Annotated in this window: 11 protein-coding genes and 1 tRNA gene; 1 reads left to right on the top strand and 11 read right to left on the bottom strand. The window is 66.3% G+C overall.

The window, feature by feature from the left end; all coding sequences use genetic code 11:
* Positions 1-4: 4 nt before the first annotated feature.
* From ACTF4R_RS07810 to ACTF4R_RS07760, 11 genes are all read right to left on the bottom strand, one after another.
* Complete coding sequence (locus tag ACTF4R_RS07810; RefSeq protein WP_440007285.1) at positions 5-802, bottom strand: phosphatase PAP2 family protein; 798 nt, start codon at positions 800-802, stop codon at positions 5-7.
* 10 nt (positions 803-812) lie between these two features.
* Positions 813-2,585 (bottom strand): ABC transporter substrate-binding protein, encoded by a 1,773-nt coding sequence (locus ACTF4R_RS07805; RefSeq protein ID WP_440007284.1) that lies wholly within the window; start codon positions 2,583-2,585, stop codon positions 813-815.
* A 184-nt stretch (positions 2,586-2,769) separates the two neighbouring features.
* Positions 2,770-3,384, bottom strand: coding sequence for a 30S ribosomal protein S7 (locus tag ACTF4R_RS07800; protein WP_440007283.1), 615 nt, complete (start codon positions 3,382-3,384; stop codon positions 2,770-2,772).
* 2 nt (positions 3,385-3,386) lie between these two features.
* Positions 3,387-3,815 carry a 30S ribosomal protein S12 gene (locus ACTF4R_RS07795; RefSeq protein WP_113274971.1) on the bottom strand — a complete coding sequence of 143 codons (429 nt, stop codon included), beginning with the start codon at positions 3,813-3,815 and terminating at the stop codon, positions 3,387-3,389.
* A 204-nt stretch (positions 3,816-4,019) separates the two neighbouring features.
* A complete protein-coding gene (locus ACTF4R_RS07790) occupies positions 4,020-5,720 on the bottom strand; it encodes an outer membrane protein assembly factor BamB family protein (protein WP_440007282.1) in 1,701 nt (566 codons plus the stop codon).
* A gap of 131 nt (positions 5,721-5,851) precedes the next feature.
* Positions 5,852-6,280, bottom strand: coding sequence for a NusA-like transcription termination signal-binding factor (locus ACTF4R_RS07785; protein WP_440007281.1), 429 nt, complete (start codon positions 6,278-6,280; stop codon positions 5,852-5,854).
* Complete coding sequence (gene rpoA2, locus ACTF4R_RS07780) at positions 6,280-7,461, bottom strand: DNA-directed RNA polymerase subunit A'' (protein ID WP_440007280.1); 1,182 nt, start codon at positions 7,459-7,461, stop codon at positions 6,280-6,282. Before rpoA2 ends, ACTF4R_RS07785 begins: the two co-directional genes overlap by 1 nt.
* Entirely contained in the window at positions 7,454-10,375 is a 2,922-nt protein-coding gene (locus ACTF4R_RS07775; RefSeq protein ID WP_440007279.1) for a DNA-directed RNA polymerase subunit A', read from the bottom strand. Before ACTF4R_RS07775 ends, rpoA2 begins: the two co-directional genes overlap by 8 nt.
* Before the next feature lies 1 nt (position 10,376).
* The gene (rpoB, locus tag ACTF4R_RS07770; RefSeq protein ID WP_113274966.1) at positions 10,377-12,203 is read right to left on the bottom strand and encodes a DNA-directed RNA polymerase subunit B; all 1,827 of its coding nucleotides are present in this window, start codon (positions 12,201-12,203) and stop codon (positions 10,377-10,379) included.
* 1 nt (position 12,204) lies between these two features.
* The gene (locus tag ACTF4R_RS07765; RefSeq protein ID WP_433626827.1) at positions 12,205-13,773 is read right to left on the bottom strand and encodes a DNA-directed RNA polymerase subunit B''; all 1,569 of its coding nucleotides are present in this window, start codon (positions 13,771-13,773) and stop codon (positions 12,205-12,207) included.
* Positions 13,773-14,000, bottom strand: a complete 228-nt coding sequence (locus tag ACTF4R_RS07760) for a DNA-directed RNA polymerase subunit H (RefSeq protein ID WP_113274964.1) — start codon at positions 13,998-14,000, stop codon at positions 13,773-13,775. Before ACTF4R_RS07760 ends, ACTF4R_RS07765 begins: the two co-directional genes overlap by 1 nt.
* A gap of 325 nt (positions 14,001-14,325) precedes the next feature.
* On the opposite strand from ACTF4R_RS07760, the gene ACTF4R_RS07755 reads away from it, so the two are divergent.
* Positions 14,326-14,398 (top strand) — tRNA-Asp (locus ACTF4R_RS07755).
* Positions 14,399-14,831 lie beyond the last annotated feature (433 nt).

The following is a 14,831-nucleotide window of genomic DNA, read 5'->3' as shown; positions in this document are numbered from 1 at the left end:
GCTGTCACTCCGGTTCGAAGACGGGGTGGCCGGCGAGGTGGACGCTCAGGGCGCCGAGCGCGGTTCCCGCGACGACGTCCACTCCCCAGTGGATGCCGAGGTACATCGTCGAAACCGCGACGCTACCTGCGAGCGCCGTCGCGACGTACCACCACGCGCGGTAGACATCCCGTGTCCGGGCGGCGAGCAAACACACCGTGACCGACAGCGAGGTGTGGAGCGACGGGAAGACGTTGGTGTTGCTGTTCACCTCCGTCGTCAGCAGCTGGTACTGTGGATAGTTGACGTACAGCAGCGAATCGACCAGCTCGGGCATGAGGTTCCGGGGACCGTACGCGAGAAACAGGAGATAGCAGACGACCCCGACGCCGTAGTTGACGCCGTAGGCGACGACGGTCCGCCGTAGCGGCCCCGGGTCGTCGAGCGAGACGTAGGCGATTAGCGGAAAGACGAGCAGGAAGGCGTACCCGTACACGTAGACGAGCGAGAAGTACAGCGTGAGCGCCGGGGTGGCGAGCGTCGACTGGAGTTGGGCGACGAACGTCCCCTCTATGGCGTGGATGGCGCCGGTGACGTTCCAGCCGAGTATCCACGAGAGCTCCGGGCCGAAGTCGCGAACGACGCTGTTGACCAGCAGGAGGACGACCAGCGCGACGAGCTGCGGGCCGACGGCACGGCCGCGACGCACGACCGACCGCGGCAAGCGACGCACGCGTTCCCACCCGACGAACACCGGGGTGGCGACGGCCACCGCTGCGAAGACGACGAGCATCACCCGGGCAATGACGTTGACGGCGATCATGTGATGGATTTCACCGACTGACCAGTTCTCCGCCGTCGCTGTACCGGTAGCCAGCCTCGCGGAACGCCTCCTTGGCTCGCTCGACGGCGAGGTCGCCGTCCGAGCCGAAGAACGGCAACACCGGGTCCTCACCTTCCCACGCGAGGTCGGCGGCCGCGAAGTCAGTGACTTCGAGAGGGGTGGCGGCCGGCGTCGCGTAGCCGTCGAACACCTCGGCGACGATGGCCTCCTTGTCCAGGAGTCGGGCGACGTTTCGCCTGAACCGCGGATTTCCGAGCGGCGTCCGCTGGACGTTGAACCCGAGGTGGTAGAACGACCGCGACGTCTCGGCGACGAGATTGACGTCGGCGCGGCGCGCTATCTCCGGGACGAGGCGCTGCGAGAGCGCCGACGCCGTCGCGTCCGCCTGCCCCGCGCCGAGGAGCTCGACCGCCGCGGAGTCGGACGGCGCGACCTGAACGGAGAGTCGCTCGAAGGCGGCCCCGAACGACGTCTCGCCGGGCCGGTCGGCGTGCAGGAAATGGTCGTCGAACCGCGAGAGGACGACCCGCTCTTCGGCCTCCTTCTCCTCGAACCGGAGCGGACCGCTCCCCACCGGTTGTGGGTTGTTCCAGACGACGGCCTCCGTCGTCCGGTCGTCGAACCCGATACCCGCGACCGCCGCCTGGGCCGCCTTCGACTCCCACTCGCGCCGCGGCAGTATCGGTACGGTGAACACCCGCTCGGCGACCGTCCGCGACCCGGCCGCGACAGCGACCTCCACGGTGCGGCCGTTCACCGGCGTTACCCGGTCGACGAGCGAGACGCGCCCGCGGAACCGCGGAGCCGGCACCGGTCCCTCCTCGCGGCCGAGCGACGTGTCGGTGAGGAACTCGTACGTGAACGCCACGTCTTCGGCGGTGACCGGGGGACCGTCGTGCCACCGCGCGTCTTCGCGGAGATGCACCCGCGCCGTCAGGCCGTCGTGTTCGTCTCGGTCGAGCCACTCCCACCGCTCGGCGAGCCACGGTTCGACGCCGCCGCCGTAGCGCCGCCCGAGGGAGTCGTACAGCAGGCCGGTGAACGTCCCGCGGCCGCGGAACTCGGCCGCTATCGGGTTCAGGTTCTTCGTCAGCCTGTCGTCGGTGACTACCACGGTGAGTCGGTCCCGTCCGTCCACGTCGTCGAGCGCGAGATAGCCGAGCGAACGTCCGAGTCCGAATCGCTCCCATCCGACGAACCGGTCGGTCCGAACCCCCCAGATGTCGTCTGGGAAGGCGACGACCGCGAGCGGCTGGTGTCGAGCGACGCGGCGCTGGAGCGCCGCCAGTCGGTCGCTACGCTGACCGTCCTGAACCCGTCGCTGGGCGTCGAGGAGTTCGTCCACGTCGAGGTCGGTGAAGCCGAACGGGTTCTGCCAGCCCGGCTCCTCGGCGAAGCGGGAGTGGAGGAGCGGCCGCAAGAAGTCGGGGTCGTCGTAGCCCGGGTGGCGGGCCACGTACAGGTCGAACGCGTTGTTGATGAGCACGTCGCGGAGGAGTTCCTGTTCGGTCATCGGGGTGACCGCCGCGTCGACGCCGACAGCTTGCAGGTGGTCTGTCACGGTGCGCGCGATGTGGGTCGCTCGCGGGTCGACGTCGGCGGGCACCGTCTTCACCTCCAGCTCCACCTGCTTCGAGGAAGTGCGGTTGGCGATGCTACGGAACTCCTGACAGCCGGCGGTCGCTACCGACACCGCTCCAGCGATTCCGGCCAGTACCGACCGCCTGCGGTCCTGTATTCGGCGTTCGTCGTCTCCAGGCATGATGCGGGGTAGCCGTCTGGCTACTCTCAGGCCCGTTTCAATCAGTACGGTATAGTCCTGACGACTTGTGCGGAGCGGACTGGACGGCGTCCGACGCGAGCCGGACGGGCGGAGGTGAGTCGTCCGTCCAGCGCCGGTATAGCCGTGGCTTGCAGCCAGCGAGAAACGAGAGGAGAGGGCCGAGTTAGCGTGCCGCGGCGGCGACGCGCTCTTTCTCTTCTTTCTGGTTGATGGCGTACGTCTGGACGTCGTAGTCGGCCGCGCCGATGAGCTGTTCGGCCAGCGCCTCCTCGGCGTCGGTCGGCGACTTGAACGAGGTGTTGTAGACGCCCTCGGCGAGGAACTTCAGGGCCTGGTCGACGCGACGCTGGGGCGCGACGTCGACGGCCTTCGGGACGGAGATGCCACCGTACTTCAGGCGGACCGTCTCCTCGCGCGGTGCGGCGTTCTCGACGGCGGTGACCAGCACCTGCACCGGGTTCTCCTCGGTGCGGTCGTGGATGATGTCGAACGCCTCGCGCGTGATGCGCATCGTCTGCTGTTTCTTGCCCGTGTTCTCCTCGGTCTGCATCAGGCGGTTGACGAGGCGCTCGACGATGCTGACCTCGCTCTTCTGGAACTGCTTTCTGGCGTGACGGCCCATCGTGTGCGCGACGGGCGTGACGGAGATGTACCGCTCCGTGCTGGGGTCGCCGTACTCGATGTTCGTCACGTCCCACTTGCCGAACAGCTGTGCCACGGCGTCCTCGCCCTCGGTCCCGACGTGCTTGTCGGGTTCGGGTTGTTCGTCGGCAGACATGGTTATCGCACCGGCTTCTCCGCGTTACCGCGGACGAGTTCTTCGAGGCTCACGCCGTTGACCTTCACGACCTTGTAGTTGACGCCGGAGAGGTCGCCCATCGCGCGACCCTTCGCGCCGCCGATGCCCGCGATGGTGACCTCGTCGTGCTCGTCGATGAACGAGATGGCACCGTCGCCGGGACAGAAGGCGGTGACCTGTTTGCCGTTCTTGATGAGCTGGACCCGGACGCACTTCCGGATGGCCGAGTTGGGCTGTTTGGCCTCGATGCCCACCTTCTCCAGGACGATACCTCGACCCTGCGGCGCGCCTTCGAGGGGGTCGGACTTCTCCCCGAGGCCGCGCTCGCGTCGGGCGTATTCGGAGTCGGACCACCGGTGTTTCTGGCGGTCCTTCTTCAGCTTGCGAGCTGCGTACTTGCCGTTCGCCATATGCAATTGAGTTCCCGACGGAGCTACTTAAGCGTCCCCTTTCGTCGTCGTCGAGACGGACGCAGCGTCGCGTAACGGGGTCCGAGGAGGAATCTGAGGGCGTTTCAGCGCTCCGCCTCACTGGTTTTCTGGCACGGTGAGAACCAGAGCGCCCCTGAGAATCGGTTTCGGTTCCGTCCGACGGTCGCGGACGACCGGCCCTCGCTACTCGTCGCCGGACCGCCCGAGCAGGTACCCCGCGCCCGCGACGCCGGCCAGGCCGGCGAGCAGTCCCATCCCGGGCTGGCCGCCGCTGTCGGTGGTGCCCTCCGGAGCGTCCGACGTATCGGCGAGGCCGCCGGACATCGACCCGGTCGTCGCCGTCGTCCCGTCCGGGCGGGACGTGCCGGCGACCGTGGTCGCCGGGGTCGTCGACGGTCCGGGCGTGGTGCTCGTCGAGTCGGTGACGACGACGGTGCCCGTCATGCCGGCGACGTCGTGGGCGGGGCATCGGTACTCGTACGTGCCGGGAACGGCGAAGGTGTGTGCGTACCTGAACCCGCGGTCGAAGGTGCGCTCTTCGTCGCCCGGCGTCCCGCGCCAGTCGGCACCGTCGGGCTGGCTGTCGACGGCGATGCCGTGACCGTTGGAGTACCAGACCCACTGCACGGTCGTCCCGGCCGGAACCGTCACCGTCTCGGGCGCGAAGACGAGTTCGCCGTCCGGGCCGACCCCGACGGTCGCGGCCGCCGAACCACCGGCGTCGCCGCCGGCCGCCGTGGTCGTCTCGCGTCCCTGCTCGACGACCCGGTACAGGTTGCCCTCGACGTCCGTGACGAACAGGTCGTCGTCGGTCACCGCCGCGAGGTGTATCCGCGCGTCCGCGACGAACCGGCCGAGCATGCTCGCGTCCTCGGTCGATACCACGTTCAGCGAACGCCTGTCCCGGAGGTAGAGCGCGTCGTCCGTGACCGCCATCGGCATGCCGTCCGTCCTCCTGGTCGACCACCGCTCCACCCCGGTCCTGGGGTCGAAGACGGTCAACTCGGCGGCCTGCCGGACCAGGTAGACGGCGTCCGGGGCGACCGCGAGCGAGCAGTACCCGTCGCTGGGCGCGACGTACCGCCACTGCTTCCCGCCCGAGTTCGCGTCGAGCGCGGTCAGACGCCCGTCCTGGGAGACGTAGACGCGGCCGGCGTCGGCGTGGAGCGCGCTCGGTCGTCCGTCGACGTCCCGGACCCACCGCCGCTCGCCGCTGGTCGCGTCGAGGCCGTAGACCCTGTTCTCGCCGCTGGAGGCGTACACGCTCCCGTCGGCGACCGACGTCGTCCAGAGCTTCGGTACCGAGCGCTTCCACCGCACGCTCCCGTCGGCCGGGTTCAGGGCGTAGACGGTGCCGTCCTCGTCCGACTGGCGGGGCAGGTAGTCGGTCGCCACCAGGTACACCGCCTCCGCGGTCGGCAGGACGACCGTGAACCGCGTCCCCGTCCGGAACGACCACTCCCGCTCCCCGTCGGCCGCGTCCAGCGCGTGGACCCTCTCCTCCGTCGTCGAGTAGACGGTGCCGTCGACGACCGCCGGCACTCTCCAGTCGTTCGTCTCGCCGTGCTCCCACTTCACCGTCCCGTCCCGACGCCGCGCCGAGAGGGACCGCCCGCCGACGTAGACGACGTCGTCCACGACCGCGACGCCCGGATAACCGCCGACCGACACTCGCGTCGTCGCGCGCAGGTCCGCCACCGGGGCGTCGACGTTCGCGTACCGCGTGCTTCCGACGTCGTGGCCCCCCATCGGCCAGTCGCCGCGAGTCGACCCGACGGCCGTCGCGTTCGCCGTCGACACGTTCGCCGTCGACCCGACGGCACCGACCCCGACCGCCGCGCCAAGGCACCGAAGAAATCGCCGTCGTCGCTGTTCGAACGTCATCGAGTCGCAGTATCACCGAAATTATTTAAAATCTGTTATCGGTTCGCTCGGACGGTCGGGGCGGTGCCGACGACCCACCTTCTGGAACGAACGCAGGAATCGAACGGAGAAACGAGCGGCGACGAGCGCGACTACGTAAGCTGGATGTCGTCGACGCCGAAGTGACGGTCGGCCAGCAGTTTCGCGGTCTCGATGTTGCGACCGTCCGCACCGATGGCGACGCCGGTGTCCTCCTCGGCCACCTCGGCGTAGGCGAGCAGGTCGTCGTTCTCGCTGATGGTGACGTTGTACACCGCGGCGGGCGCGAGTGCGTTGGCGACGAAGTCCTCGGCCGTGTCGGCGTCCTCGACGAGTTCCACGTCCGCGCCGATGCTCTCCTCGATGCGCTCGACCGTCCGGCCGCCCGGGCCGATGGCCTGCCCCATCTCGCCCGGTTTGACGACGAAGACGACGCGCTTCTCGTCCTCGTCGAACACGACGCAGTCCCGCGCCGTCGCCCCCGTCTCCTCCTCGAAGAGGGCGATGTACTGGCGGGCGGCGTCCGAGAGGGTGACTGTCATCAGTCCGACGGTTCCGCGCCGCGACTGACCGACCCCATCCGGAGGTCGACGTCACCGGTACCGAGCTTGATCGGCTTGCCGACGATGACGTTCTCCGTGACGCCGTTCAGGTCGTCGACCTCGCCGTGGATGGCGGCGTCGAGGAGGTGGTTGACCGTCACCTCGAACGCTGCCCGCGCGAGGACCGACTCCTTGCTACCGGAGATGCCGTGGCGGCCGATGGATTCTATCTCGCCGCGGTTGGTCATGATGTCCGCAACGAGCATGAGGTGGCGGACGTTCACGTCGTCCAGGCCCTGCTCTTCGAGCGTGTCCATCGTCTCCTCGATGATGGCCTCGCGGGCCGCCTCGATGCCGAGGTTCTTGCGAATCTCGTGGATGTTGTTCGAGGTGGTCCGGGAGGCGTCGACGCCCTCGATGTCGATGACGTCGCCGAACGACGACCCCTCGGTGTAGAGGACGAACTGCTCGCCCTCATCGAGCTGTTCCTTGCGGATGACGACGCGAGTGATGTCCTCGATGCCCTTGAACACTATCTCGCGCAGCTGTTCGACGAGCTGGAGCAGCTGGCGATAGCTCGGCTGCTCGGGACCGAACTCGATGACCGTCCCCTTCTGGTTCGTCTGGACGCCGAGTTCGTCCTCGATTATCTCGGACACCTCGTCGGGCGTTATCATGCGCTCCTCGAGAGTGTCCTCGTTGAGGTCGATGGAGACAATCATGTCGGCGACGTTCGTCGAGATGTCGCCGAGCGCCAGTATCTTCGTCGCCTCTATCTGCCAGACGACCTCGTGGGCGAGTTCGCGGTCGGTCGCGTACTCGTCCTCGAGATACACGGTCATCATCGGCGTGTCCGGCGTCTTCCGGGCGTCCACCAGCTCGATGAGCCGCGGCAGCCCCTGGGTGACGTCGATCTCCGCCACGCCCGCGTAGTGGAACGTGTTCATCGTCATCTGGGTGCCGGGTTCGCCGATGGACTGGGCGCTGACCGTGCCGACAGGGTCGAGCGGGTCGACCCGGGTGTTCAGATAGCGGTTCTCGACGGCGCGTGCGATCTGGTCGGCCTGCTCGACGGTGACGCCGTCGCGCGATTCGATGGTCTCGTACACCTCGTCTTTGAGCCGTTTCGGGAGTTCCGTGTCCTCCACGACGGCCTCGATTTCGTCGGATAGCTCAGTCATCGGATCTCACCTGCCGTGCGTCCGCGTGTTCGGAGAGGTTCGTCGGCGGCGTCCGCTCGCCGAGGAACTCCTCCTTGCGCGCGGCGTCGCCGAACTCCTCTTCGATGATGCGGTCGGCGATGTCCTCCACGTCGATGGGGTTCTCCTCGCTCGAGGAGACCCGCACCGGCGACGTGCCGTCCTCGCCGAACTCGAACTGGACGATGGTGTCGCTCGTGTCCCGGACGGTGCCGTCGTACTGGGTCTCCAGTTCGGACAGCGCGTTGATGAGCCGACGCTGGAGGTAGCCGGACTTGGAGGTCCGGACCGCCGTGTCCACCAGACCCTCGCGGCCGCCCATCGCGTGGAAGAAGAACTCCAGCGGCGTCAGCCCGCCGGTGTAGGAGTGCTCCACGAAGCCGTGGGCGTCCGCCGACAGGTCGTTGGGCTTGTAGTGGCTGAGCGTGCGGTCCTCGTATCCGCGGTTGATGCGCTCGCCGCGAACCGCCTGCTGGCCGACGCAGCCGGCCATCTGGGTCAGGTTGAGCATCGAACCACGCGCGCCGGACTCGGCCATGATGACGGCCGGGTTCTCGTCGTCGAAGTGGTCCTCGGCGATGTCACCCGCGGAGTCGCGGGCCTTGCCGAGCGTCTGCATTATCTTCATCTCCAGCGTCTCGTCGACGGTGCGGCCCGGCAGCGACTCCAGTTCGCCCGCCTCGTACGTGTCGATGAGGTTCTCGACGCGCTCGTAGGCGTTGTCGATGGCCTCGTCGATCTGCTCCTGGGCCGCCGGCGGGATGGTCTCGTCGTCGATGGCCAGCGAGAACCCGAAGTGCATGATGGAGCGCATCGCCAGGGCCGCGACCTCGTTGATGAACTGACGAGCGCGCGTCTCGCCGTACACCTTGCAGATGGTGTCGACGATTTCGCCACCGAACGCGCCGACCGCGTCCTCGTCGATGGTGCCTTCGGTCAGCTGGCCCTCCTCGATGACGACGGTGTCGCCGGCGGAACTGCTGAACTCGAGGTCGAGTTCGCCGGGCAGCAGTTCGGAGAACAGCGTCCGACCGGTCCAGAACGGTGCGTTGACCTCGTCGGTGCCGTCCGGTTCCGGCAGTTCGTCGACGTGGGTCGCACGGAGCAGGTCGAGCGCCTGCGTCTCGTTGAACTCGGGATTCTGGTGGGTCAGCAGGTACGTCCCGGAGATGTGGTCCTGGATGGCCCCGATGATGTTCTCGCCGAAGCGCGGCGAGAGAATCTGTTCCTGCACGCGCATGAGGACGCGCGCTTCCGCGCGAGCCTCCTCGTTCTGGAGCGCGTGCATGTTCATCTCGTCGCCGTCGAAGTCGGCGTTGTACGGCGGGCAGACCGTGGTGTTCAGGCGGAACGTCTTGTACGGCATCACGACCACCTCGTGGGCCATGATGGACATCCGGTGCAGCGAGGGCTGGCGGTTGAAGATGACGATGTCGCCGTCGACGAGGTGGCGGTTGACCTCCCACCCGGCCTCGACCTTCGTCGCGAGCTCCTCGCAGTTCTTCTCGGTCACCTTCAGGCGACGACCGTCCGGGCGCTTGACGTAGTTCGCGCCCGGATGCCCCTCGGGTCCGTTGCGGACGTAGCGGCGGGCCTCCTCGACGTTCCGGTCGGTGACGTTCATCGTCTGCGTCATCTCGCGGGCGACGCGCTCGGGGACGCCGACCTCGTTCAGCGAGAGGGTCGGGTCCGGCGAGATGACGGTCCGGGCGGAGAAGTTCACGCGCTTGCCGGACAGGCTACCACGGAACCGGCCCTCCTTGCCCTTCAGGCGCTGGGAGAGCGTCTTGAGGGGCCGACCGGAGCGGTGTCGGGCCGGCGGCGTGCCCGAAATCTCGTTGTCCATGAACGTCGTGACGTGGTACTGCAGCAGTTCCCAGAGGTCCTCGATGATGAGCTGGGGCGCACCCGCCTCGCGGTTCTCCATGAACCGCTGGTTGATGCGGATGATGTCGACCAGCTTGTGGGTGAGGTCGTCCTCGCTGCGCTGGCCGTTGTCCAGCGTGATGGAGGGTCGGGCGGTGACCGGCGGCACCGGAAGCACGGTGAGAATCATCCACTCGGGTCGCGAGCGGTCGGGGTTGATGCCGAGCACGGCGATGTCCTCGTCCGGGATGTCCTCGAACCAGTCCCGGATGTCGCTGGGCATCAGCTTGTTCATGTCCTCCTCGGTGAGGTCCACGTTGAGCGCCTTCTCGATGGCCTTGCGGTCGTCCTCGCGCGGACGGAACTCGCCGGACATGATGTCGTTGACGCGCGAGATGTCGATGCCGGTCTGGTCGGCGAGGTCCTGGGGAGCCATCGGCTCGCGCTCCTCGTCGTCGTCGAGGGCGCCCTGCATCGCGGCCGCGATGCGCTCGCTGTACTCGCTTGTCAGGACCTGCTGGACCTCGTAGTACGTCGTCGGCTTCTCGTGGTTGATGTCGTACTGGACCTCGCCGCAGTGCGGACAGCGGTCCTTCTTGCGGGCTTCCCGGATGGCCGACTTCGTCACGTCGTTGATGTCGTTGCCCAGTTCCTTCGTCCGGTCGAGCATGCCCCGGTACTTCTCCTTCTCGTCCTCCGTGAGCAGGAGTCGCGAACAGTTGCGACAGGTGCCCCGGAGCAGTCGGCGGATGAGCTTCGTGAACCCGACGTGGATGACGGGCGCGGCGAGTTCGATGTGGCCGAAGTGCCCGTTACAGGAACCGGAGTGTTTGCCGCAGGTCTTGCACTCCAGGCCGGGGTCGATGACGCCCAGCCGCGGGTCCATGAGTCCCATGTCGATGGGGAACCCGTCGTCGTCGTACGTGTCGGCGGTGATTATCTTCGTCGCCGACATCTCGCGGTACTCCTCCGGGTCCATCAGCCCGAAGCTGATTTCGCCGATCTCCTTCGGTGTTTGGCCTGTTGACATGTTAGACTGCGTCCTCCAGTTCGAGTCGCGGAGCGATGCCGAGCGCCTTCATCTCGTCGAGCAGGAGCTTGAAGGCGTACGACATCTCTATCTCGTGGATGTCGGTCTCCTCGTCGCAGTTCGGACAGTAGACGCGGTTCTGCTCGACGTTCTCGACCGCGCTCATTCCACAGTTCGCACAGACGTAGATCCACTCGCGGTCGGACTCGTCGAGCAGGCGTTCTTTCAGCGTCAGGGCGGCACCGTGTCCGATGAGCACGTCGCGCTCCATCTCCCCGACGCGCAGGCCACCCTCGCGGGCACGACCCTCCGTGGGCTGGCGCGTGAGCACCTGCACCGGGCCGCGCGAGCGGGCGTGAAGCTTGTTCGACACCATGTGGTAGAGCTTCTGGTAGAAGATGGTGCCGACGAAGATTTCGGCCTCGATCTTCTCGCCCGTGACGCCGGAGTACATGACCTCCTTGCCGGAGGACTTGAACCCGTGGTCCTCCAGCGACCCCCGGAGTTCCTCCTCGTCCTCGCCGGTGAACGCGGTGCCGTCGACGCGCCGGCCCTCCAGCGCGCCGACCTTGCCGCCGATCATCTCCAGGACGTGGCCGACCGTCATGCGCGAGGGGAGCGCGTGCGGGTTGAGGATGAGATCCGGCACGACGCCCTCCTCGGTGAACGGCATGTCCTCCTGGGGAGCGATGTGACCGACGACGCCCTTCTGACCGTGGCGGGACGCGAACTTGTCGCCGAGTTCCGGGATGCGCTCGTCGCGCACCGACACCTTCGACAGCTTCGAGCCGTCCTCACCTTCCATCAGGGTGACGGTGTCGACGACGCCGGACTCGCCCGAGCGCATCGTCACCGACGTCTCGCGGCGCTTCTGGGGCGAGAGGCCGCCCATGTCGTCGGGCTCCTCGAGGAACCGGGGCGGGCTCGTCTTGCCCAGCAGCACGCTGTTCTCGTCGACGCGCGTCTCGGGGTTGACTAGGCCGTCCTCGTCGAGGTGGGTGTACGCCTCTTCGCCGCGCGCACCGCGCACGTCGTCGTCCGGAATCTCGAAGCGGTCCTCCTGGCCGCCGGGGTAGCGCCGTTCCTCACCCTCGTACGTCCGGAAGAAGTGCGAGCGGGCGAGCGCCCGGTCGACCGACCCGCCGTTGAGCACCAGGGCGTCCTCGATGTTGAATCCCTCGTAGCTCATCACGGCGACGGTGAAGTTCTGGGCCGCCGGTCGTTCGTCGTAGCCGATCTGTTCGGTCGTCTGGGTCTTCACCATCGAGAGCTGCGGGTAGTGCAGCAGGTGCTGGCGCGTGTCCGGCCGGATGCGATAGTTCGCCGACGGCAGCCCCAGCGACTGCTTGATCATCCCCGAGCCCATCGTAATGCGAGGGCTGGCGTTGTGTTCCGGGTACGGAATCATGCCCGCGCCGATGCCGAAGATGAGCTGCGGGTCGACCTCGAGGTGGGTGTGGTCCTCGGTGAGTTCGTCGTCGTCGACGGCGACGTAGACGTCCTCCTCCTCCTCGGCGTCGATGAACTCGACCTTGCCGCGGTCGACGAGGTCCTTGAAATCGAGGTCGCCGTTCTTCAGCGCCTCGACCTCGTCCTCGGTGACGAGCGGCTCCCCGTCCTCGATGACGAGCAGGGGTCGCCGGGCGCGACCCGCGTCGGCGTTGATGATGACCTCGCGCGTGCGGTCTTTCACCGAGACGTTGACCATCTCGCTGACGTCGCCGCGGCGGCGCGCCTCTCGGACCTGGTCTGCGAGCTGTTCGGGGTCGGGATGGGTCCCGACCAGACTACCGTTGACGTAAACTTTCGCTTCTCGTCCCTGACTCATGTTAGTCGTCCGCGCTTGCCGCGCTGCTCTCGATGCTCTCGATGCCGGGGATGCCCTCGACACCCATCGAGGAGAGCTCTCGTTTGAGTTCCTGTTCGTCGTCGACGTTCTGGCTGAGTTCCATCGCCTGCGCGAAGTTCTTCACCAGACCACAGTTCGGTCCCTCCGGGGTCTCGGAGGGGCAGATGCGACCCCACTGGGTCGCGTGCAGGTCCCGGGCTTCGAAGTGGGGCTGACTGCGCGACAGCGGGCTCCGAAGCCGGCGCAGGTGCGACAGGACGCCCATGAAGTCGGTGCGGTCGACCAGCTGAGAGACGCCCGAGCGGCCGCCGACCCAGTTCCCCGTCGCGATGGGGTGTTCGAGGCGCTCGGTGAGCACGTCCGACCGGACGACCGTGTTGACCGAGAGCTGGCGGTTGCGCATGTTCGCGCGTTCGAGCTGGTACTTCACGTCGCGGGCCAGCTTGTTCAGCGCCGTCCGGAACAGGTCCTTCATCAGGTCGCCGGAGACCTTCAGACGCTTGTTCGCGTAGTGGTCCTTGTCGTCGGCCTCGCGCCGGCCCAGGGCGAGTTCGAAACACGCCTCGGCCATGCGGGCGAGGTAGTACGCCTTGTTGATGCGGACGTCCTCCTCGTCGACGCCCTCCTCGTGGAGGTGCGGGAGGAGGTAGCGGTCGATGACGTAGTTCGCCCGCTTGAGCTGGTAGTTTTTGCCCTGGCCGGAGGCGACGCGTTTGCCCAGTGCCTCGATGGCTTCCTCCTGGCTCTGGACGTCCGCGGCCTCCAGATTCTCCAGCATGAACTTCACTATCTCGGGGTCGTCGCTGACCCGGTGGACGATCTCCTCGTCGGATTCGAGGCCGAGCGCGCGAACGAGCGTGACGAAGTTGACGCTCCCCGAGACGGAGGGGAACGACACTTCCAGCAGGCCGTCGCGGGAACGCTCGACCAGCACCAGCGCGCGGTATCCGCGGCGCTGGCTGAACGTCTTGGCGACCTGAATCTCGTCGCCGTACTTCGTGTCGTACTCGGCCAGGATCTTGTTCGGCGCGAGGTCCTCGCTCGTCATCAGCACCCGCTCGGAGCCGTTGACGATGAAGTAGCCGCCGGGGTCGGCGGGGTCCTCGCCGATCTCGATGAGTTCGTCGTCGTCGAAACCGGCGATGTTACACTTCTCGGAGCCGACCATGACGGGCATCCGGCCCACCTTCGTCTCCGTCGAGTCGACGACTCGCTTGTCGTCGTTCTCGCCCTTGACGATGGTCATCTCCATGAACACCGGCGCGGCGTAGGTGATGTTGCGCAGGCGAGCCTCCTGGGGGTAGAGGAGTTCCTCGCTCCCGTCCGCCTCCCGGACGCGGGGCGTGACCACGCGGATGTCACCGAGTTCGACGTACACCGGCTCCTCGCCCTCCTTGTCGCCGATGTCCGTGTCGATGGTCCCTTTCTCGTCGACGACTTCCTGCATCCCGCGATTCAGGAAGGCGTTGAACGAGCGATAGTGGTGTTCGGCGAGTCGTTCCTTGGAGAAGTACTCTTTCGATAGTTTGCGTCTGTCATCCCGTTGCATTATTCCACCACAAGTCGGTATACGGTCGCTCGGTCGGTCGTTCGAGAGTCACGAACGATCTCGATAACGTTGCCGACCTCGGCGTCGTCGGGCAACGCGGGGTCGGAACGCTTGATTTTTGGTAAGTCTGTGCGTTTGATGTCGTACTCCGAAAGCACGTCCGATACGTCGTCCTCGTCGAGTACGGAGTGCTCCGGAACCATGTCGTGTTGGCTTACGTCTACCATGTGTGCGCGGTCCTCTGGCCAGGGGGAGAAATGGCTATCACGAGATACTACAGGGTATTACACAGGGCACCAATTTAAGACTTGCTAACTGGAGTGCGGACGCCACGCTATCGCACCCCTCGACAGAGGAGTTCCCTTGACGCCATCATCTACTCCATTCTGGTATAAATCGTTTGGGCCTCGGTCGGAGCCCTGGAAGAGTCGAACGCCCCCGTACCGAATCGCTGGACGGCACCGTTCCGCACACGGGCATCGTTTGGAAAGCCTTAAGGTCACTACCGAGAAAGTTGGTGATGCGTTCGGAAGTGCGGACACGGACGTGAAAGCCCGGGTGGTGTAGTGGCCCATCATACGACCCTGTCACGGTCGTGACGCGGGTTCAAATCCCGCCTCGGGCGTCCTTTTCACAGAACAACTTCGTCGAGTACTCGCTACGCCGTACTTCTCCACCGAAGGTCGCCGTCAGCCGCGTCTTCACGTCGTGGCTCCGTTGAAGCCCCTGGCTGCTAACAAAAGGCGAGTACGAGTATTCCAACTGACCAGTAATTGTTTATAACCGTGAGTAGTGGTCGAGATATGGGCGCGATAACGACAGCCGTGACGGTCGGCGTCTTCTTTGGCGTTGGATACCTCTACCTCCGCTCGTACTGGGATGGCGATAAGGGACTGAACGGCGAACTGTTCGATTGATCGCCCGTACGTATCGCGAGCGTTCGGGGCTCGTCGTCTGAGGGTTCGGGGGAGCCACGGTCGTCGCACAGAATCCGGAGCGGAGTCACAACTGTCGGCGAGCGATCAGGTGGAGGCCAGACCTATAGGACTCGTCGTCGT

This window comes from Halomicrococcus pelagicus (genome assembly GCF_051917725.1).
Taxonomy (GTDB): domain Archaea; phylum Halobacteriota; class Halobacteria; order Halobacteriales; family Haladaptataceae; genus Halomicrococcus.
This window is presented reverse-complemented; position numbering and strand designations above follow the sequence as displayed.

Bases quoted from the DNA above. Each gene is read 5' to 3' on its own strand.
- ACTF4R_RS07810 (WP_440007285.1), bottom strand. From the start codon at position 802: ATGATCGCCGTCAACGTCATTGCCCGGGTGATGCTCGTCGTCTTCGCA.
- ACTF4R_RS07805 (WP_440007284.1), bottom strand. From the start codon at position 2,585: ATGCCTGGAGACGACGAACGCCGAATACAGGACCGCAGGCGGTCGGTA.
- ACTF4R_RS07800 (WP_440007283.1), bottom strand. From the start codon at position 3,384: ATGTCTGCCGACGAACAACCCGAACCCGACAAGCACGTCGGGACCGAG.
- ACTF4R_RS07795 (WP_113274971.1), bottom strand. From the start codon at position 3,815: ATGGCGAACGGCAAGTACGCAGCTCGCAAGCTGAAGAAGGACCGCCAG.
- ACTF4R_RS07790 (WP_440007282.1), bottom strand. From the start codon at position 5,720: ATGACGTTCGAACAGCGACGACGGCGATTTCTTCGGTGCCTTGGCGCG.
- ACTF4R_RS07785 (WP_440007281.1), bottom strand. From the start codon at position 6,280: ATGACAGTCACCCTCTCGGACGCCGCCCGCCAGTACATCGCCCTCTTC.
- rpoA2 (WP_440007280.1), bottom strand. From the start codon at position 7,461: ATGACTGAGCTATCCGACGAAATCGAGGCCGTCGTGGAGGACACGGAA.
- ACTF4R_RS07775 (WP_440007279.1), bottom strand. From the start codon at position 10,375: ATGTCAACAGGCCAAACACCGAAGGAGATCGGCGAAATCAGCTTCGGG.
- rpoB (WP_113274966.1), bottom strand. From the start codon at position 12,203: ATGAGTCAGGGACGAGAAGCGAAAGTTTACGTCAACGGTAGTCTGGTC.
- ACTF4R_RS07765 (WP_433626827.1), bottom strand. From the start codon at position 13,773: ATGCAACGGGATGACAGACGCAAACTATCGAAAGAGTACTTCTCCAAG.
- ACTF4R_RS07760 (WP_113274964.1), bottom strand. From the start codon at position 14,000: ATGGTAGACGTAAGCCAACACGACATGGTTCCGGAGCACTCCGTACTC.